Raw genomic sequence first — 19,243 nt, forward strand, 5'->3', positions numbered from 1 at the left:
GAGGTGAGATAAATGTTGAAAAAATATGTGGGTATAGCGATGTTTACGTTGATCCTCTTTTTAGGAGCATGTAATACCAATGAGCAAGAGACGGGTATGGATGATTGGCGACAAGATATTGAAACTCCTAGACAAGTCAATTTTGAAACTGGGCAAAGTTACTGGACTGATAAATCGGAAAAAAGAAACGAACAACCAGCGGAGAATGAAGATGAGAAAAGATATAGTGGCCTAGAGTACAATGCAAACACGGATAACACAAATGACAAGGCACACCAACCAAACCACAATCAATTTAAGAAGCGAGTGCCAAACCAACAAGCAAATGAGACGCAAAACGGCAAGCAGATGAATCAGGCAAATCAAAATACGGATAATAATCAGAATACAACGGATATGAGTGACTTTCAAATGCAAGTGGTTGAGTTAACTAACCAAAAAAGACAAGAGAATGGTTTACCACCATTATCTGCCGATCAAGAACTAACGGAAGTTGCTCAAGTAAAAGCAAAAGATATGGCAGACAATAACTATTTCTCTCATACATCACCTACTTATGGTTCACCTTTTGATATGATGAATCAATTTGGAATTGACTACACTTCAGCTTCAGAAAACATTGCAGCTGGACAGACAACTCCTGAAGAAGTAGTAAGAGGATGGATGAATAGTGAAGGGCATAGAAAGAATATCCTTAGCAATAAATCAACGCATATAGGTGTAGGTTTTTATGAAAATGGAAACCAATGGGTACAAATGTTTATACAAAAATAAGAAAGTGGGACAGTGCGTATTGCCGCATTGTCCCACTTATATTTGTTTTAGGCAAAATATGCCTGTCCACCTCCATTCCAAAACACATCTTTTGCTAAATAATGTGGGGTGTCATACGATATATATTTGAGTAAACGACATTGTACTGGAGATGACACACGTGAGAGGTATTTTTGAAAGGAAATCATCGGTAATACTGATTGCCATTTTTTGTTCTGTTTTATGGGGAAGTGCGTTTCCTGTTCTAAAGATTAGTTATGAAGAGTTACAAATGGATCCAGACGATGTAATTGCCAAAATTGTATTTGCGGGCATCCGATTTTTAATAGCAGGAGTGATTGTACTCGGTTTCCTACTCGTAAGTCGTCCGAAACGAATACTGGTCACTCGAAGACAATTTCTGGTGTTAATTATTTTAGGGGTTGTGCAAACAGCCTTACAATATTTTTTCTTTTATAATGGATTAGCAAAAGTGTCTGGGGTTCAAGGAGCAATACTAGCTTCAAGTGGCACTTTTTTCACGGTTATCTTAGCCCATTACTTTTATAAGAATGACCGGATGAATTGGAAAAAGACAATTGGACTTATTGCTGGCTTTACTGGAATAGCTATTGCCAACTGGGGACAAGAACTTCAATTAAGCTTTCAGTGGGATGGAGAAGGTTATATGATCTTATCAGGCGTTACTAGTGCCATTGCAACGATTATGGCCAAAGAGCTCGCTACCGGAATCCATCCTTTTGCAGTGACTGGTTGGCAATTAAGTCTGGGTGCGATCATTCTACTCCTCATTGGAATTCCACAAATTGGAGAAGGAGCAATTACATTTACTCCCTTTGGATGGGGACTATTACTCTATTCTGCACTATTATCATCCATAGCGTTTGGTTTATGGTATTCACTATTAAAATTCAATTACGCCGGGGAAATTAGCATCTATAAATTTATTGTTCCAGTAAGTGGAACTGTATTGTCATCTATTTTTATACCTGGGGAACAATTGAACCTATTTATTATGCTATCGATTGCGATGGTTGCAAGTGGTATTATTGTTATTAATTATAAAAATAAACAAACACAAAAAAGGAAGGACATCTCTACTAGCTAGAGATGTCCTTTTTGCATGTTTTTTGAGAACATCAAATCCATATGACAAATCTTTCTTAACAGAGCCTCAACATTGTGTCTCATAAAATGTAATATTTTTCATAGCATAAAAAAGGAACATGACTCAATTTTGTAGAATTATGTCATTACCTGGTTATTAAAACATTGAATTATTCTTCATAGTTATATGATTGTGTAGGTTGTACATAATAAATGGAAGATAATAGACGTGAGGAGAATGAATTTGGAATTTTACCGTAAACATGCAGATGAAGTCTTAGAACATGTAGAGTCTTCAAAGAGTGGTTTAACGAAACAGGAATCCCAAAATAGGCTAGAAAGAGACGGTTACAACGAGATCAAAGACAGAGATCGCGTACCAACATGGAAGCTTTTTTTAGAAACGCTAAAGGATTCCATGGTAATTGTTTTACTAGTTGCTGCGGGTGTCCAATTAATTCTTGGTGAGATGGTTGAATCAATCATTATTTTTATAGTGATTATACTTAACTCTGTCATCAGTGTAGTACAAACAAGAAAGGCAGAAAGTTCGCTCGAAGCACTACGTGATATGTCGGCACCGGAGGCAAAAGTCATTCGAGGAGACACAAAGCAGACCATTCCGGCAAGGGAACTCGTTGCTGGAGATATTGTTTTACTGGAAGCGGGCGACTTTGTTCCTGCAGATGGTCGTATTTTTGAGAGTGGTTCACTGAAAGTTAATGAAGGTATGTTGACAGGTGAATCGGAGGCTGTTGAGAAATTTACAGAAGCAATAGAAGAAGAGGCTGTACTCGGTGATAGACGGAATATGGTTTATAGTAGCTCGCTTGTTGTGTATGGACGTGGATCTTTTGTTGTTACAGGAACTGGTGAGAAAACTGAGGTTGGTAAAATTGCAGATATGCTATCTAAAGCGGAAGAAAAGCAAACACCACTTCAGCGTAAATTGGATGTCTTTAGTAAAAAATTAGGGATCGGTATTTTACTTCTATGTATTTTGATTTTTGCGATTGAAGTAGGGAGTATCTGGTTTGGAGAGACTGAGGTGGATACTACTACTGCGATACTTAATGCGTTAATGTTTGCGGTTGCCGTTGCCGTTGCAGCGATTCCAGAAGCATTACAATCAATTGTTACGATTGTAATGAGTGTTGGAACAAATAAAATGGCAAAGCAACATGCAATAATCCGAAGACTTCCTGCGGTAGAGACGTTAGGGTCAACGAGTGTCATTTGTACCGATAAAACTGGAACATTAACACAGAACAAAATGACAGTTACAGATTACTATGTTCCGAATGGAACGAATGAGAAATTAGCGGAAGATCCAGCAAACTGGACGGCATCGGAAGAACTATTAGTGAATATAGCCGTCCTTTGTAACGATTCCTACATTAATAATGATGGAAAAGAAGTCGGTGATCCGACCGAAATAGCTTTGATAAATTTTGCAAATAAAAATAATAAAGATTATCATGAGATTCGTAATCAATATGATCGTGAAGCAGAGCTTCCGTTTGACTCCGATCGTAAACTAATGTCTACGGTTCATGAGTTAAATGGCAAAAAAATGCTATTAACCAAAGGCGGACCAGACGTTATGTTTGACCGAGCTAAATATGTATTAGTCGAAGGTAAAGAAGAAGCGCTAACAGATGAATGGCTAGAGAGTCTAAAAAAAGCGAACGAAGATTATTCGCATCAAGCGTTACGCGTACTAGCTTATGGCTATAAAACTTTACCTGAAGACAAAACCAATGTAGACCATGATGACGAAAATGATCTTGTATTAGTCGGGCTAACTGCCATGATGGATCCGCCACGTGAAGCTGTGTATGGTTCCATTGAACAGTCAAAACAAGCCGGCATTCGCACTGTAATGATTACTGGTGACCACAAAACAACTGCCCAAGCAATTGGTCGTGAAATTGGTTTGATGGATGACGATGATATTGCTGTTACAGGTCAGGAATTGGATCAGATGTCAGATGAAGAGCTTGATAAAAAGCTTGAAAACATTGCTGTTTACGCACGTGTTTCGCCAGAAAATAAAATTAGAATTGTTCGTGCGTGGCAAAAGAAAGATCGTATAACGGCAATGACTGGAGATGGTGTGAATGATGCACCAGCTTTAAAACAAGCGGACATTGGGATTGCGATGGGTAGTGGTACAGATGTTGCCAAAGATGCTTCTGCTATGATCTTAACAGACGATAACTTTGTTTCGATTGTTAAAGCAGTCGGAGTTGGTCGGACTGTTTTTGATAATATTAAAAAAGCAATTAGTTACTTGTTTGCAGGTAACTTAGGTGCAATCATTGCGATATTGTTTGCCGTTATTGCAGGTTGGGCTGCTCCATTTACGGCACTGCAACTATTGTTCATCAATCTTGTTAATGATTCCTTACCAGCTATTGCCTTAGGGATGGAGAAAGAAGAGCCTGATGTCATGCGTAGAAAACCACGTGATTTAGATGAAGGTATCTTTTCTGGTAGAACACTACAAGCCGTCATTACTCGAGGTCTTTTAATCGGGATCGCTGTTATTGTGTCACACTATATTGGCTTGCAACATTCCGATGAAATGGGTGTCGCAATGGCCTTTACAACTTTAATCCTGTCTAGAACACTACAAACATTTGCTGCCCGTTCCAATACACAAACAGCATTTGGTGCAGGATTCTTTAGTAATAAATACGTAATAGGTGCTGTGGTAGTAGGCTTTGTACTATATGGAATCACAATTTTACCATTCGCAAGAGAAGTGTTCCATATTCCATTCACATTCGGTCTTAATGAATGGGCAATAGCAACAGGCCTAGCATTCGTAGCCGTTATTCTAATGGAAGTTATTAAAAAACTACGGAACAGATTAGGATAGTGTGATCATGTGGGGCAAAGGGATAGTTCTTTGTCCCACATCTTTTTTATAGCAAGGTAATGGGAATACTAAAGACTGCACAATGCAACTTAACATATAACTGGGACAGTGCTATCCCACTGTCCCAGTTATTCTTTCTTAAATATACGTCCTAATATGTTTATCTTTTTTTTGTTTTCAACGCTTGTGTATTCGGTAAAGGTACTTTTACCTCTTTCTTTCGATTTGTATAATGCTTGATCTGCTTCTTTTACAAGCTCTTCTTGTGTCTTGTCTTTTCCTGTGTAATAGGAAATTCCGATACTTGCTGTTACAGATAATCTGGTATCACCAACTTCAATTGGTTCTTTCATCGCTTCAACAATATGCTGGCAGATTTCTGTTGCATCACTTTTATCCTGTAGATCAGGTAGTATCACTTGGAACTCGTCTCCGCCCATTCGTGACACAGTATCCATGGCTCTTACATTCTTCTGCACACGGTTAGCAAACGTTTTAATTACTTCATCACCAACATCATGACCATACGTATCATTGATGCGCTTAAAATTGTCACAGTCTAGTAAAAGAAGTGCAGTAAGTTTCCCGCTACGATTGGTTAGCTTCATGGCTACATCGACATTTTCATTAAATAATGTTCGATTTGGTAATCCAGTGAGTTGATCATACAGAGCCATCGTTCTTAGTTCCGTTTCTCGTTCTTTCATATCGGATATTTCCCTGGATACTAAGATAAGCTGGTCGACCTCTCTATTTGCATTTAAAACGACTCCACCTTTGGTATGAACCCAAATAATTTCTCTGTTTTTATTTAGTCGGCGGTATTCTATTTCATCCACTTCTTTTTCCGATGTAAACATGTTCTCTACAAATTTGTGCAGTTTTGCCATATCTTCACGGTGAACAAACGAAAGATAGGACTTCCCAATGAAAAAATTCGGGTCTAAACCCAAAAACTTTTGATGCGATGGAGATGCATATTCGATTTGTCCTTGTTTATTAATAACCCGTATTAGATCATTGGAATTTTCAACAATAATCCGATATTTACTCTCGCTTTCCCGTAATTGATCCCGTAATTGACCAAGATGTGTAATATCCTTGTACACAGCAATACCCTTTTTCATCTTTCCGTTTTCCATAATAGGGGTGTAGGATGATAGAATATGAATCGTTTCACCACTTCTGGTCAACCTTTCTGCATAATGATTCTCAATTACTTCCCCTTTTTTTAATCGATGTAAAATTTCAGCAAAATCAGATTTGTTGTTTGAAGGAAGGATGGATCTCATTTTATTATTTATCAATTCGTCGGTTGACCACCCAAATACTTTCGTGAAACTTGGGTTTACGGTAATAAAGTCACCTTCTGCATCAAAAGTAAATACAGGATCGGCAGCATGATTATAAATCAGTTCAAATTGTTCTTTTAGTTGATGCAGTTCCTGTTCGCGGTGTTTTCTTTCGGTAATTTCACTTGTTACTACGATAAGAAATTCACATTCATCATCGTCATCAAAAACGGGTGTAACTTTAGATTCCAACCATCCCTTTCTTTTAGTGGCTACTTCGTCTGTTTGAGGGAACTCGATTTGTTCCTCATACGTGATGACATCGTTTGTTTCCAAAGCTGATTTGTATTTTGTAAGAATGACCTCTGCTGATTTGGGAGGCATAATGTCTTCTATTTTTTGTCCTGAAAATCCTTTTGGTAATTGAAGTAAATCTATTGCTACTTCGTTTGCTGTTACATATCTAAAGAAACCATCTTCATCAATCGAGATTAAAAAGATCATGTCAGATACGCTATTGAAAATAAGGTCTAGATTTTTGAAGTTTTTTAGTTTGGCAAACATCATATATTCTCCTCTAATTCGTATAACTAATCATCATTTTAACACACCTAAGATTGGATGAGCACAACCTCTGCAACTTCAGAGTAGACTGTTATGTTTTTTAGAATACAAGCCGAATTGAGAAGTACAATATAGGATAAACATAAAAGTAATTTTTGGCGATGAATGGGTATTGCAAGAAAGTAGTTTGGAATTAACGGAAAGTATAAGCCTCCGTTTTGAACAAGTTGATCTTTCACATGCTAGTCCCCTTTAGGGACTAACAGTTTTATAAATTGAAAAGTGAAAGGGAATTTTCAAATGCTAATAAATTTTTTTACTAAATTAAAGGAACATTTCAATCAAAAGAGAAATTGTAATATATCCATAAGTTGTGACAATATTTTATGCCATCTCTACAACATCGATGAATTAACCGAATTAACAATCCAGAATGGAAAAACACCTTCACCTAGATTATTTCTCCAACCAAACACTTTACCTAATGGAAAGCGGGGACAGGCACATTGTCCCACCGATTACAAGCGTATTAACAAGTAAATAATTAGAGGGGCAAGGCGTCCTGTCCCTCTGTCCTAAAAGGAGGACTAGACATGTTTAGACCGTCTGAAAATGCTTATGAGTTGGATAGTCCAACAATTATGCCAAAGGCTTCGGGATTTTTATGGAATGATAAGATGATGATTCATGTAAATTGTAGGGGGTATGTGGTTGCTCAGTTTATGCAACCAGAGCCTGCAAAGTATTCACATGCGCCTAATCTAGAAGCGAAAACATTTATGCAACCGGAGCAGCCTTACTATGCGCATCATCCGGGGCGTTTCGTCTATGTTAAAGACGAAGAGAAAGGAGAGATTTTCTCTGCACCGTATGAACCGGTTCGTGTTCTGCCAGATCATTACCGATTTTATCTTGGTAAAGATTATATTAGCTGGACAGTAATAAAGAATGATGTCCAAATTGATATGCGCTTGCGTTTACCAAAAGAAGGTGCTTTAGAGTTATGGCGAATCAAGGTGAAAAACCTTTCCAACAAAACGAGAAAATTGAGTGTTTATCCTTATTTCACGGTAGGATACATGTCTTGGATGAATCAATCTGGTGAATACAATCAAACATTACAAGCGATTATTTGCTCCTCGATTACGCCTTACCAAAAATACACGGATTATGACAAAGTCAAACATTATCGAGATAAAACCTTTTTACTAGCAGAACAAGAACCTTTTGCTTGGGAAGTGAATCAGGAGACTTTCGAAGGGGAAGGTGGAATCACATCTCCGACAGCACTTGAAGCAGATGCATTATCAAAAGGGGATGCACGTTACGAAACACCGGTTAGCGCGCTACAATATAAACTAACCATGAAACCGGAAGAGGAGAGAGAATTTCGTTTTATTTTTGGACCTGCTAATAATGAAGAAGAAATTACACATGTACGTCAGCAATATTTTGGACAAAAGCAAGACAATGAAGCAGATGGATTTATGGATGCAGAGCAAGACTTTGCTAGGTACATAGCAGAAGGAAAAGGTTGCTTACACATAAAAACACCAGATCATGATTTCGATCATTTCATCAATCAATGGCTACCAAGGCAAATGTATTATCACGGGATCACGAATCGATTATCGACCGACCCTCAAACACGTAATTACTTACAAGACAATATGGGAATGAGTTACATTAAACCGAAGATTGCACGTGATGCTTTTCTCACAGCTTTAAGCCAACAAAAAGAAAATGGTGCGATGCCTGATGGCGTTATCTTACACAAAGATGCAGAGTTGAAATACATCAATCAAGTACCGCATACCGATCATTGTGTTTGGTTGCCAATTTGTTTACACGCCTACTTAGATGAAACAAATGATTATGCGATCCTTAACGAGCGTGTTCCTTTTGCAGGTGCAAATAATGATGCAACGGTGTTAGAACATATGAATCTAGCGATGAGATGGCTAATCAACGATCGAGATGAAAGAGGACTAAATTACATCAATCAAGGCGATTGGTGTGACCCGATGAATATGGTCGGGTACAAAGGAAAAGGTGTTTCTGGTTGGTTAACAACAGCGTCAGCCTATGCCTTTAGAATATGGGCGGACATTTGTGAAATAGTGGATCAACAAGATATGGCTACAACATTCCGCTTAGAAGCAAAAAAATCGAATGAGACAATCAATAAATACTTGTGGGATGGAAATTGGTATGCGCGAGGAATCACGGACGATAATGTTGTCTTTGGAATTAGTAAAGATGTAGAAGGCAGAATTTTCCTTAATTCACAAGGATGGGCTTTACTGAGTGGAGCGGCAAATGAAGAGCAGAAAAATAAATTGCTTCAGGCTGTGACAGATCAACTTGAATCTCCGTATGGAGTAGAAATGCTCGGGCCACCATTCACAGCAATGCGCGAAGATGTTGGAAGAGTCACACAAAAGCATCCAGGGTCTGCAGAAAATGGTGCTGTCTATAATCATGCAGCAATTTTTTATATCTATGCACTTTATGAAGTTGGGGAAACCGATAATGCGTATCGTTTATTAAGAAAAATGATACCAGGACCTGATATAGATGATGTTGTGCAACGTGGCCAATTACCAGTGTTTATTCCTAACTATTATCGTGGTGCGTATAAAGAAATACCAAGAACGGCAGGTCGATCTAGTCATCTGTTTAATACAGGAACGGTGTCATGGGTTTATCGCTGTTTAATTGATGGATTATTTGGGGTGAAAGGTGTAACAGAAGGACTTCAAATCAAGCCGCAACTACCGACTGATTGGGATAAGGCTTCTATCGTCCGCGAGTTTAGAGGAGCCACACTTCATATCGAAGTAATACGTGATAACAACGTAGGTCAAACAGAAGTTTATCTAAACGAAGAACGAGTAAAAGATAACATAATAAGAGACATCGAAAAAGAAACCACATACCACATCCAAGTTAAAATACCATAATGGGATAGGGGGGCAGAGCAACCCTGTCCCATTTTTTGTTGTTATATTGGCTAGATAGTAAGCTTTCTCTTTAATTGTATTACACTATATCATTCTCTATCACAACTACCAAAACTAAGATAAAATAAATGCGTTAGACCACTTAGCTATTTTAGCTGGAGGCACTGGTCGGTCCCATATCACAAATCTTAAGAGAATCTTAAGATTTGTGATATGGGAATATTAAGATTTAAAGGGTATTATTTAGAATGTAAAGAGCGGCTGATAGAAAGAAGGTTGATGTATGGAAACGTACAATGTGCTTGTTGTAGATGATGAAAAAGAAATTCGTGACGCGATAGAGATTTATTTAAAAAATGAAGGCGTGACTGTTCTTAAGGCAAAAGACGGAATGGAAGCGTTAGAAAAAATCCATGAAAATGAAATTCATTTAATACTGCTTGATGTAATGATGCCCCGATTAGACGGGATCGCAGCTACGTATAAAATTCGTGAAAAGAAGAACATACCCATCATTATCTTAAGTGCCAAGAGTGAAGACACGGATAAAATATTAGGTCTACAAGTAGGCGCAGACGATTATGTAACAAAACCGTTTAACCCAATGGAGCTTGTAGCACGTGTGAAATCGCAATTAAGAAGGTACGTATCATTTGGAACATATGAAGGTGCTAATAAGACTATAAACTTACATGGACTAACACTTGATCAATCTGCAAAAGAGGTGAAAGTAGACGGGGAGCAAGTCAAGCTCACGCCGATTGAGTATAAAATAGTAGAGCTTTTAATGACGCATGCAGGACGTGTATTTTCCATTGATGAAATCTATGAGCGTGTCTGGAATGAACCAGGATATAACGCCGAAAATACGGTGGCTGTTCATATTCGAAAGATTCGTGAAAAGATCGAGATTGATGGAAAAAATCCGAGGTATTTAAAGGTGGTGTGGGGCATTGGATATAAAATGGAGAAATAGTTTAAAGGTGTTTGGCTGGTCCGTTTTGTTTACGTTTGGATTAAGCGGCTTATTATCCTTCTTAAATTATAGCAATTTCTTTATACTTACTGGGAGATACGATCAACAGATGCTGTATTGGACATACGCAGCATTATCCATTGTTGCACTAATTATTAGTGTACTTTTATTAAAGAAAATGAATGGAATACCTAGTGAGTTAGATGTTCTTAAACTGTATTATCAAAAGTTAACGATTGATATACGAGTAGGGGATCTAATCCTATCAGTGCTTTTATATTTATTTCTTATGCATGATTTCAAGTGGAAAATAGTACAAACTTTTGATTTCAATACGGCGTATATAAGTGACGTAGTGGGGTTAATTCTATTTGCTTCTTTCATATTCTTGCTTGTAATTACCCAAGTGAAGTTTCTACTAGATGAGTTAAAAGATGTAGAACATTTGAAAACACAGTGGAAACATGCACTTATTCACAAGGGGATGAAAAACTTACAAGATGTTTTTTTAAATAGAAAAACAGGTACACAATTATTTTTATTGCTAGCGGTTGTTTTTTGCTTTGGTGTAGGTACTTTTATCATGTTAGTCGATCCATTTTTTATCCTAGTTTACTTTTTTTTAGGCCTTGTGATTGGACTGCCTGTGTTCATTGTATTGGTTAAAAGGGTTGGTGAATTTAATAGAATCTTAGAAAAGACAAGTGAGCTTGTTGCTGGAAAGCATGGCGATGATCTAAAAGTTAAAGGTAAATCTGTGATGGCCAAGCTTGCAGGAAACATAAATACGTTAAAACATGGTGTAAGAGTTTCGCAAAACGAACAAGCCAAAAGTGAGCGGTTGAAAACAGAGCTAGTTACAAATGTAAGTCATGATTTGCGTACACCGTTGACCTCGATTATTACTTATACAGAACTGTTAAAAACAGGGGGAATCTCGAAGGAGGAGCAGGCTTCTTATGTAGAGATTATCGATCAAAAGTCTAAGAGATTAAAGGTACTGATTGATGACCTATTCGAGGTTTCTAAAATGGCGAGTGGGAATATGGAATTAACCAAGTCAAAAGTAGACCTTGTCCAATTATTACAGCAAGCATTAGCGGAGCATGACAATACCATTCGTGAATCAAGTTTACAGTTTCGTGTATTGAATGCAGAAAAGCCAATCTATACTATTGTCGATGGGCAAAAGCTTTGGCGTGTTTTTGACAATTTAATAAGTAATATCTTGAAGTATTCTATGGAAAACTCAAGAGTCTATATCTCGACGACAACAATGGAGGACCAGGCGCATATCACTTTTAAAAACATGTCCAAATACGAATTAAATGATAATAGTGAGGAGTTATTTGAACGATTTAAACGAGCAGATGCATCCAGACATACTGACGGATCGGGATTGGGATTAGCCATTGCAAAATCAATTGTTGATCTTCACGAAGGAACACTAGATATAGAAACAGACGGAGATTTATTTAAAGTGAGTATTACACTACAGCGAGTTTAGTAGTTCATAGGTTCCTTGTACCAATTTCGAGGGACCTTTCCAGATAATAGGGGAAGATAGGAGCGTGAAACACGTGGAAACAATGTTTGATTTCTCAGAGATGTATCGTGTCCATTATAAACGTTTACAACACGTTGCATATGCCATTACGAGGGACTGGTATTTAGCAGAAGATGTTGTACAGGAATCATTTATAAAAGCACTAAACAATCTCTCAGCCATTCATGATACAAATAAGATCGGCGCTTGGTTATCTGTGATCACGACGAGAACTGCATTGGATTTTGTTCGCAGAGAAAAGAAAAAAAGAGGCATACCTATGGATGAAGATATGTTGGTGATCTTGGCAAAAGAGATGAAACAGAGTGTGGAAGAAGAAGTCGAATTAGGATGGATATTTGAGGAGATTTTACAAGCTATACACATGCTAAAAAATGATTACCAAGCTGTCATGATCTTGAAGATTGGTAAAGGATTAAAAGAACAAGAAATTGCAGATCTCCTTGATTTGAAAGCCTGCACAGTCAAAACAAGAATCTATCGAGCAAGGCACAAACTACAAGACATATTACAAGATCACCAAGTTAGCGCTTGAAGGATAGGCATCTTATCAGGTTTTCTAAAAAAGAAAACCAGGACAAGATGCCTGTCCTCGTGTCCCAGCTACTTGGTCAAGAAATTTTCGGTATAATATGGTTGTGAATCTTCGTTAAACGCGACACCAACTGACAGAAATTCGAAGTCATTCTGCAACTTATTCTCCCGGTGTCCAATTGAATTCATTAGCCCTTCATGTGCAAAAATACTACTTGGTTGCCCGAAAGCAAGGTTCTCTCCAGCCATGCGGTAATCAATATTATCTTCGGTCATTCGATCAAAAGGAGACTGTCCAGCTAAATTTGTATGGCTAAAAAAATTATTTTCTGCCATGTCTATGCTATGATCACGAGCTGTTGTTCTCACAAGCTCATCCCAAGATAGAACAGACAGACCGTGGTTGACTCTGGTAGCATTAGTCAGGTCGAATAATTGATATTCTAGTCCTTTTTTTAATCCATCACTAGGCTCTGTAAAGTAATCTTTTCTTTGCTTTTCTAATTCCTCACTAATCATTTGAATAGCGGTTACTGTACTATTTTCATGTTTATCATAAAAAATGGTTACAAAGCTATTATCCATTTGGAAGACATCATACTCATCTTTACTCTGAATTTGATATCTTACTAACCCTCTTTGCAAATATTCAAGTGGCTCGTTTAGTAAACTTCGTACAGAATCTCTTGTACTATTTAAAGAAATGCCTTCCTTGGAAGTAACCAAGTCTTGGTTTGTGTACAATCCTACTACTTGATCTTCCGCATTATAAGCGGCCATTAAAAAATTATAGTAGTTTTCGTGATAAGTTACCCACTCCACACCATATTCATTTAGAGAGGAACGCTTGGGCTGTCCAACTTGTTGTTCAACTTCGGAGCGAAGATCACCAATTTCAATATTATGAACAGAAAATGATTGTTCGGAAGGAAGATTTAGCTCCGGTTTATCAGGGATTACTCTGTTCGTTTGTGGATTGTCTCCTATTTTTTCTTGTCCTTTATCAATTAAAAGCTGTATTCCGTCACTTACATAATTGACAACTGAAACTACTGTTGGATTTTGTTTTACTTTTTCTAAGTCGCTGCTCATTTCTTGATATACGCCATCAATTCCTGATTGTTTAAAGTTATCTCCATAGAAATGCCAAAGCGCACTTGCTATAAGTATGATCACGATGATATTTCGCAGTTTCCGCACAATCGACACTCCTGTCATAATCTTTATTATTATTATTATAATCCTTTCTAGTATAGACAACAAAAGAAATATGGAAACGAGGTTTGAAGGACAATTTCCATGTTGCAAAAAGCCTTGAATATGTCATGATTACTATTCAGGAGAAAATAGGCGTTGTGCTAAAAGAAAACTAGTCTAAAAGAAAGATCGTATATACGTTGATACACCTTTAATGGAATAAAAAAGGGGGACAGGATATATTTTCCCATGTCCCACTAATATTTTTGTTCTGGAAATTCGATTGTTTTCAGGATCGTTTCATCGTTTAGGTTATATGCTTTCATTTGATCAAAGGATAGGGTATATAACGTATCGCCAACGGACACCATTCGTTGGATTCGTGATTCCCATTTTGGATACTGTTTCACATTATCTGGTTGGTGTGTAATGGTATCTTTTAGGGTAATTCCATCTACAGGTGAAATATTGTATAAGAAGGCACCTTCATATACATAGACATGATCCTGGTAACTGGCATCTCCCTTATTAATCGTTTTCGTTTCGTATAATTCGGCAGGGATGCCAAATAGATTTTCGTCTGGATGTTGGTACAAAGACTTGTGATTATAGCTTATTTCAGAATGGGATCCACCTTGCCCTAAGATTTCGATAAACTTTTCTTTCGGATCTGTTGGATCACTTACATCAAAAACAGATATTTTAAGACCGGCATCAAGTACACGAGGTTCATCTCTACCTGGAACATCTTCTAATTCGGTGTGGTGACCAAACCCAATAACATGATTATCATCCAATGGATGCAAATAGTTACTAAAGCCTGGAATCTTTAATTCACCAAGCACTTCCGGATTTTTGGCATCTGCTAAATCAATAACGAACAAAGGATCTGTCTCTCTAAATGTCACCATGTAGGCGACATTCTCCATGAATCGTACACTATAAATTCTTTCATTTTCTGCGAGACCTTCTACAGATCCCAATGGATTTAGTTCCGTATCAAAGGTGTACAAATTATTCGTACTAGGTTCTTCACCTTCCCACATGTTTCCTTTTGTAGTTGCGACACGGAATGTATCATTTCGTTCATCCATGGAAAACTGATTAATTAATGTTCCATTAACAACTGTAGAAGCGTTATATGTCATGTCCCCGTCGTTAATGTGAAATTGAATTATTTCGGTATCAGCTACCCGTGGCATTGCGATATCGACCATATTGCTATTACTAGTATCTTCATTCAAATCATACTTGTTAACTGCAGTGTACAGGTGGTTTTTGGACATATACAATTGATTGGATGCACCTAAATATGTTTCGACGTTGGCTTCTTTATCCATATCGTTTAGATCAATAGAGCTTAAAACCATAAATGTTTCATCATCACTTTCAGGGAAAAAATACATATCTTTATAGTCAATCGGTCTGCCTTGATTACTTACTGCTGTATCTTTTATAAATGGACGAATTTCAATAGATTCCATATTGGGGTCTTCTTCCTCGTGATAATAATAATATGGTGGGTGGTTATTTCCTACTAGATACAAGAAACCGTCCATTTTTCTCGTACTGTTAATTGAACCTTCAATCGTAAATTCTCTCATTTGTTTAGGGTTTTGTTTATCAGAAATATCATAGATATATACAGTAGATTGATTAGTGTAAAAATGTCGATAATCAAGTTCTGACGTTTTATCTTCAAGTATATCATTGCGAATTGTTCGGTTACTATGTCCAATGCTGATTAACAGATCATTATGCAAATAAAGCTGTTGCACATAATAATCTTGCTCCTCGATTTTACTTACTACAGAACTCTCTTTCCCATTTGTTGATGCAATGACTATGTCGTGATCTCTTGCATAATAAAGATAATCACCATCTAATTTGACAGTATCCCCTTCATCAATTCCCTCGACTTGCACGTTTGTTTCTGAAGTTGTAGTATCATTGCTTGAACTAGAGAAAGCAGAAGCACCATCAGATGCTGCATCAGCACTTTCCTCTTCTGTACCTTCAGATGTTTCATAGAATTGGCGTTGTTTTTCTGTTCGTTCTCTCATTAATGTTAGTAACTGTTCTTCGTCTTTAATATTGGGTAAGTTTGCTACAGTCTCAAATTCGTGGTTAAAAGAAGAAGTTAAATGTTTTCCGTTAGCTGTAAGCACTTGATCAGTTATAGTAATCGCATATTTTCCACCAATAGTATAGCCATTATTAGGTGGTAGAATTGTTAGAATGGTGTTGTCGGCATTCCATTTCATTTCCACAGTGATTTTTTCGCCTGCTTCATTAAGAACGGATACACTTTCTTTCGTAAATGTATCTGGATTCATTTGTTCAGAAAACTGAATAGACCAATCTTTAGATTCCGTTGCATAACTTGACGTTGAAGTTATTTGAGCAGTTATGTCATTTGAAAATAAATAGAAAATACCAAAAGCAGCAATAATTATTCCGATTCCACCACAAAACCACCATAGCAGAGACTTTTTCATCACATCCACCTCTTTTTAGGGATTATTTACCATTATACACTTAGTCGTTTGATTGAGAAAAAAGTTACAAGCGTTTCGACAAAGGAGCTATTCTCTCTGTTCTATCAAATTCACAAAACGTTCATAAACGGAGTGGAATGAGCAATGATATGCCATCTCATTTGTTTTATTATTATAGGTGGCATATAATTTTAAAAGGAAATTCACCTTCCAAAGAACATCTTGTTGTTGAAAAAGAGAGACACTTCCAATTCAATCAGGATGGTATATATACATACGTACCTTCGATAAAATTTCCGGGGACCTCGTCCCAAACATGTTAATAATTCTTACTAAAATAGCATAAAACGTAGATAGGAGAATGAGACACGATGAACAGGAAATGGATTACAATTACTAGTATCATTGCGATTGCACTAGGAGCTTATATTTTTTCCGTTAGTGGAGGCAATGGTGAACGAATAGAAACAGAAGACGTAAAGCAATTGGTTCAAGATTATAGTACGCGTCAAGTAACAGCCGAGAATGCGTCGATTACTTCAGAACAATTAATTGTGACTGAAAGTGATGATAATCAACTAACATATGAATTGCCAGAGGATGAATTTTTTGTTTCGATTGCACCATATGTGAATAATACACATCCTTGTGCAATCCATAGCCTCACAGGTTGTCAGGGAGAAATGGTCGAAGAAGAATTCGATGTATATATAGAGGATACGGAGGGGAATGTTATTGTTGATGAAACATTAACATCACTATCAAATGGATTTATTGATCTATGGTTACCTCGAGATAAGAACTATCAAGTGACGATTGAACATGATGACAGAGTAGTAGAATCAGAGCTATCTACATTTGAAAATGACAATACATGTGTTACGACGATGCAGCTAACTGAAAAGAAGCGTGCATAGTACTTCTTTCATTTGAATTGTGAGAGACGGAAACCTTATTCATGAACTGGATAAGGTTTTTTATAATATTTTTCCCGCTTATGATAGAAAAAGTAGTATAGTCAAATTAGTATAATTTATAAAAAACAATGGGGTAGAGGGTTAAGCATATCAGTAGGATGGTGAAAAGTATGCTTAAAAAGGTACTTGTCGTTAACGATGATCAAAAGAGTTTGCAACAAACGAAAAAAGAACTAACAAAAGCGTTAGAAAAAGGCTACGGGGTAGCGTTTCAATTGAGAGATACAGAAGATGGTAAAATAAGGGTTGAGATCTCGATGCGTGTGACACCTTAAATATAACGACAGACCAAATGGGACAATAAATCTGTCCCTCTGTCCCAACAAGAGAATTGGGAGGTAGTTGAATGAATGGGGTATGGGAACAAATATCTTCGTTATTTAATACGGATTGGGATAAAGTGAAAGACTATGCATTATCTCTTTTATTGACGATTATTGTTACGTATGCGGTTGTGTTTATCGTTCGTTTTACTTTTCATCAAATTTTTAAGCGAACAGATTTACTAAGTGATAAAAAAGAGCAGACCATTGAATCTGTAATTAGAAATACATCACATTATATTGCTTTCTTTATTATTATCATTGCGGCGATAAAACCTTTTGTTAACATACAAGAGCTTTTGTTAGCTGGTGGTGTGATCGGGATCGTTATTGGATTTGGTGCTCAGAAGTTAATACAGGATATATTAGCAGGTGGCTTTTTCCTTTTTGAAAGACAGTTTCAAAAAGGTGACTTTGTCCATATTAATGGTGAAGTGAATGGTGGAACAGTCGAGGAGCTTGGTTTTCGAGTTGTAAAGATCCGATTGCTAAATGGTAAGCTTATGATTGTTCCTAATGGAGAAGTAAGGAAGCTAGAAAATGGGAATGTTGAAAAACGAAGAGTGTTTGAGAGTGTCATCGTTAGTTTTGATGAGAATCCATCTAAAATAAAAAAGATTCTTGAAGAAGTGTGTGTGGAGTTAAATGAACTTCAACAAGCTTTTCTGAAAAAAGACAAGGTGACAGGAGGAAATGTGGAAGACTATCAAGTTCACGGATTATCTTCATTAGATGTTAGTCCACTCGGTTTTCGCTTTTCCATTAAAGCAACCGTCACCGACGAACACTACTTAGAAGCAGTTCAACAGGCGAAAGAAATATTGGCTCAAAAAATATACGACAACAAACTAAAAATGCCAACCCAAAACATAACGTGGGAAAAAGGAACAGGAACGGTGCCCCAGGACAAGCCAGAAGGAGAGTTATCATGAATAACCAAAATGAAAAAGAAGAGTTATTGATCCAAGCTTTAAAAACTCAACAATCGATCTTAACATTATTGGATCATACGTTACTTGATATATATAAAGCTGAGACTAACTTGCCTCAAGAACAACAAAACCAAGAGGTTATTAATTTGTCGTATCAAATCAGAAATATTGTAGGAAAGAAACCAAAATTAAAAGAGTTGTATAAGCGATTGGAAGAAGAGCATGGCGTTGATTTTTCGAGGGAATAAGGCTTTTAAATTTAAATGGAAATTGTAATCTATTGCTAGCCAACCGTTGATCACCAACGCTCTCTAATTCTGAAAGGGGATGAGACCATGGGGGAATGTAACATCGATCATTCTAAAACTGACACCTTAAAAAAGCTTGAATCACAGAAGGAGTTTTTACCGTTAACTTTATACAATGAATTAACTCAATACTTAGAAGAAGCACCTATCCAAGATAACCTTAATGAATTATTTCATTTTCTTAAGAAATATGATTTGTCATCTACAGATGAGCAGAGTGATAGGAACGAAAAGATGAGGAATCTGATAAATAGTTAGAACAGTTTTAAATGCGATACCTAGTCATTTCCATAGGGTGTTGCATTTTTCATGCTTTCTGATCATTTCTATTCGAACGTCTTCCTACT

General features: G+C 37.0%; 15 protein-coding genes. 12 read left to right on the plus strand and 3 right to left on the minus strand.

Going from position 1 to position 19,243, the window contains the following annotated elements; all coding sequences use genetic code 11:
- Positions 1-12: 12 nt before the first annotated feature.
- The 3 genes from NYQ66_RS05135 to NYQ66_RS05145 all read left to right on the plus strand — a co-directional run bounded on the left by NYQ66_RS05135 (position 13) and on the right by NYQ66_RS05145 (position 4,765).
- The gene (locus NYQ66_RS05135) at positions 13-774 is read left to right on the plus strand and encodes a CAP domain-containing protein (RefSeq protein WP_259867577.1); all 762 of its coding nucleotides are present in this window, start codon (positions 13-15) and stop codon (positions 772-774) included.
- A gap of 160 nt (positions 775-934) precedes the next feature.
- Positions 935-1,882, plus strand: coding sequence for a DMT family transporter (locus tag NYQ66_RS05140; RefSeq protein ID WP_259867580.1), 948 nt, complete (start codon positions 935-937; stop codon positions 1,880-1,882).
- Positions 1,883-2,125: 243 nt separating this feature from the next.
- Positions 2,126-4,765, plus strand: a complete 2,640-nt coding sequence (locus NYQ66_RS05145) for a cation-translocating P-type ATPase (protein WP_259867582.1) — start codon at positions 2,126-2,128, stop codon at positions 4,763-4,765.
- A gap of 128 nt (positions 4,766-4,893) precedes the next feature.
- Here NYQ66_RS05145 and NYQ66_RS05150 read toward each other — a convergent pair whose 3' ends face one another.
- Entirely contained in the window at positions 4,894-6,621 is a 1,728-nt protein-coding gene (locus tag NYQ66_RS05150; RefSeq protein WP_259867584.1) for a diguanylate cyclase domain-containing protein, read from the minus strand.
- A 593-nt stretch (positions 6,622-7,214) separates the two neighbouring features.
- Here NYQ66_RS05150 and NYQ66_RS05155 point away from each other — a divergent pair.
- The 4 genes from NYQ66_RS05155 to NYQ66_RS05170 all read left to right on the plus strand — a co-directional run bounded on the left by NYQ66_RS05155 (position 7,215) and on the right by NYQ66_RS05170 (position 12,662).
- A complete protein-coding gene (locus NYQ66_RS05155) occupies positions 7,215-9,584 on the plus strand; it encodes a GH36-type glycosyl hydrolase domain-containing protein (RefSeq protein ID WP_259867587.1) in 2,370 nt (789 codons plus the stop codon).
- Between the two features lie 283 nt (positions 9,585-9,867).
- Positions 9,868-10,560, plus strand: coding sequence for a response regulator transcription factor (locus NYQ66_RS05160; protein ID WP_259867589.1), 693 nt, complete (start codon positions 9,868-9,870; stop codon positions 10,558-10,560).
- Entirely contained in the window at positions 10,538-12,067 is a 1,530-nt protein-coding gene (locus NYQ66_RS05165; protein ID WP_259867590.1) for a sensor histidine kinase, read from the plus strand. Before NYQ66_RS05160 ends, NYQ66_RS05165 begins: the two co-directional genes overlap by 23 nt.
- A gap of 82 nt (positions 12,068-12,149) precedes the next feature.
- Positions 12,150-12,662, plus strand: a complete 513-nt coding sequence (locus tag NYQ66_RS05170) for an RNA polymerase sigma factor (protein ID WP_259867752.1) — start codon at positions 12,150-12,152, stop codon at positions 12,660-12,662.
- Between the two features lie 68 nt (positions 12,663-12,730).
- Here the strand turns inward: NYQ66_RS05170 and NYQ66_RS05175 are convergent, their stop codons facing one another.
- Together NYQ66_RS05175 and NYQ66_RS05180 are read right to left on the minus strand one after the other, a co-directional pair.
- On the minus strand, positions 12,731-13,861 hold the full coding sequence (locus NYQ66_RS05175) for a CAP domain-containing protein (RefSeq protein ID WP_259867592.1): 1,131 nt from the start codon (positions 13,859-13,861) through the stop codon (positions 12,731-12,733).
- A 254-nt stretch (positions 13,862-14,115) separates the two neighbouring features.
- Positions 14,116-16,356 carry a beta-propeller domain-containing protein gene (locus NYQ66_RS05180; protein WP_259867594.1) on the minus strand — a complete coding sequence of 747 codons (2,241 nt, stop codon included), beginning with the start codon at positions 16,354-16,356 and terminating at the stop codon, positions 14,116-14,118.
- 371 nt (positions 16,357-16,727) lie between these two features.
- Between NYQ66_RS05180 and NYQ66_RS05185 the strand changes: the two genes are divergently transcribed.
- The 5 genes from NYQ66_RS05185 to NYQ66_RS05205 all read left to right on the plus strand — a co-directional run bounded on the left by NYQ66_RS05185 (position 16,728) and on the right by NYQ66_RS05205 (position 19,154).
- A complete protein-coding gene (locus tag NYQ66_RS05185; RefSeq protein ID WP_259867596.1) occupies positions 16,728-17,273 on the plus strand; it encodes a CueP family metal-binding protein in 546 nt (181 codons plus the stop codon).
- 170 nt (positions 17,274-17,443) lie between these two features.
- Positions 17,444-17,608, plus strand: coding sequence for a hypothetical protein (locus NYQ66_RS05190; protein ID WP_259867598.1), 165 nt, complete (start codon positions 17,444-17,446; stop codon positions 17,606-17,608).
- A 71-nt stretch (positions 17,609-17,679) separates the two neighbouring features.
- Positions 17,680-18,588 carry a mechanosensitive ion channel family protein gene (locus tag NYQ66_RS05195; RefSeq protein ID WP_259867601.1) on the plus strand — a complete coding sequence of 303 codons (909 nt, stop codon included), beginning with the start codon at positions 17,680-17,682 and terminating at the stop codon, positions 18,586-18,588.
- Positions 18,585-18,836 (plus strand): hypothetical protein, encoded by a 252-nt coding sequence (locus tag NYQ66_RS05200; protein ID WP_259867604.1) that lies wholly within the window; start codon positions 18,585-18,587, stop codon positions 18,834-18,836. The genes NYQ66_RS05195 and NYQ66_RS05200 overlap by 4 nt, the downstream gene beginning before the upstream one ends.
- 87 nt (positions 18,837-18,923) lie before the next feature.
- Positions 18,924-19,154 (plus strand): group-specific protein, encoded by a 231-nt coding sequence (locus tag NYQ66_RS05205; RefSeq protein WP_259867606.1) that lies wholly within the window; start codon positions 18,924-18,926, stop codon positions 19,152-19,154.
- The last annotated feature ends 89 nt before the right edge of the window (positions 19,155-19,243 follow it).

The sequence above is a fragment of the Aquibacillus koreensis genome, from assembly GCF_025154055.1.
Classification (GTDB): Bacteria; Bacillota; Bacilli; order Bacillales; family Amphibacillaceae; genus Aquibacillus_C; species Aquibacillus_C koreensis.

Bases quoted from the DNA above. Each gene is read 5' to 3' on its own strand.
- NYQ66_RS05135 (WP_259867577.1), top strand. From the start codon at position 13: ATGTTGAAAAAATATGTGGGTATAGCGATGTTTACGTTGATCCTCTTT.
- NYQ66_RS05150 (WP_259867584.1), bottom strand. From the start codon at position 6,621: ATGTTTGCCAAACTAAAAAACTTCAAAAATCTAGACCTTATTTTCAAT.
- NYQ66_RS05155 (WP_259867587.1), top strand. From the start codon at position 7,215: ATGTTTAGACCGTCTGAAAATGCTTATGAGTTGGATAGTCCAACAATT.
- NYQ66_RS05160 (WP_259867589.1), top strand. From the start codon at position 9,868: ATGGAAACGTACAATGTGCTTGTTGTAGATGATGAAAAAGAAATTCGT.
- NYQ66_RS05170 (WP_259867752.1), top strand. From the start codon at position 12,150: ATGTTTGATTTCTCAGAGATGTATCGTGTCCATTATAAACGTTTACAA.
- NYQ66_RS05180 (WP_259867594.1), bottom strand. From the start codon at position 16,356: ATGAAAAAGTCTCTGCTATGGTGGTTTTGTGGTGGAATCGGAATAATT.
- NYQ66_RS05185 (WP_259867596.1), top strand. From the start codon at position 16,728: ATGAACAGGAAATGGATTACAATTACTAGTATCATTGCGATTGCACTA.
- NYQ66_RS05190 (WP_259867598.1), top strand. From the start codon at position 17,444: ATGCTTAAAAAGGTACTTGTCGTTAACGATGATCAAAAGAGTTTGCAA.
- NYQ66_RS05195 (WP_259867601.1), top strand. From the start codon at position 17,680: ATGAATGGGGTATGGGAACAAATATCTTCGTTATTTAATACGGATTGG.
- NYQ66_RS05200 (WP_259867604.1), top strand. From the start codon at position 18,585: ATGAATAACCAAAATGAAAAAGAAGAGTTATTGATCCAAGCTTTAAAA.
- NYQ66_RS05205 (WP_259867606.1), top strand. From the start codon at position 18,924: ATGGGGGAATGTAACATCGATCATTCTAAAACTGACACCTTAAAAAAG.